Annotated in this window: 1 rRNA gene; it reads right to left on the bottom strand. The window is 53.1% G+C overall.

Features of this window, described 5'->3' with window-relative positions:
* Nucleotides 1-915 (bottom strand): 23S ribosomal RNA (locus tag AK95_RS27310); the annotation flags it as partial.

Raw genomic sequence — 915 nt, 5'->3', positions numbered from 1 at the left:
AGGCTCCCACCTATCCTGTACAGATCGTACCCAAATCCAATATCAAGCTGCAGTAAAGCTCCATGGGGTCTTTCCGTCTTGTCGCGGGTAACCTGCATCTTCACAGGTATTAAAATTTCACCGGATCTCTCGTTGAGACAGCGCCCAAGTCGTTACGCCATTCGTGCGGGTCAGAATTTACCTGACAAGGAATTTCGCTACCTTAGGACCGTTATAGTTACGGCCGCCGTTTACTGGGGCTTCGGTTCACAGCTTCGGATTGCTCCTAACCGCTCCCCTTAACCTTCCAGCACCGGGCAGGCGTCAGCCCGTATACTTCGCCTTACGGCTTCGCACAGACCTGTGTTTTTGCTAAACAGTCGCTTGGGCCTTTTCACTGCGGCCCCCTCGGGCTATTCACCCTACCGAGGCACCCCTTCTCCCGAAGTTACGGGGTCATTTTGCCGAGTTCCTTAACGAGAGTTCTTCCGCGCGCCTTAGAATTCTCTTCTCGCCTACCTGTGTCGGTTTGCGGTACGGGCACCTTCACCTGACTAGAGGCTTTTCTTGGCAGTGTGAGATCATGACCTTCGCTACTATAATTTTCACTCCCCATCACAGCCCAGCCTTATCGATGTGCGGATTTGCCTACACATCAGCCTCACTGCTTGGACGGACATCCATCAGTCCGCGTCACTACCCTCCTGCGTCACCCCATCGTTCATAACGGTTTACGGTGGTACAGGAATTTCAACCTGTTGTCCTTCGATTACGCCTTTCGGCCTCACCTTAGGTCCCGACTTACCCTGAGCGGACGAGCCTTCCTCAGGAAACCTTGGGCTTTCGGCGGATCAGATTCTCACTGATCTTTTCGTTACTCATACCGGCATTCTCACTTGTATGCTGTCCAGCGCTCCTTACGGTACACCTTCAACC

Source organism: Paenibacillus sp. LC231, assembly GCF_001860525.1.
In the GTDB taxonomy this organism is placed as follows: Bacteria; Bacillota; Bacilli; order Paenibacillales; family Paenibacillaceae; genus Paenibacillus_AQ.
Note: the sequence above shows the minus strand (reverse complement) of the source record. Positions and strands in the feature narration are given on the sequence as shown.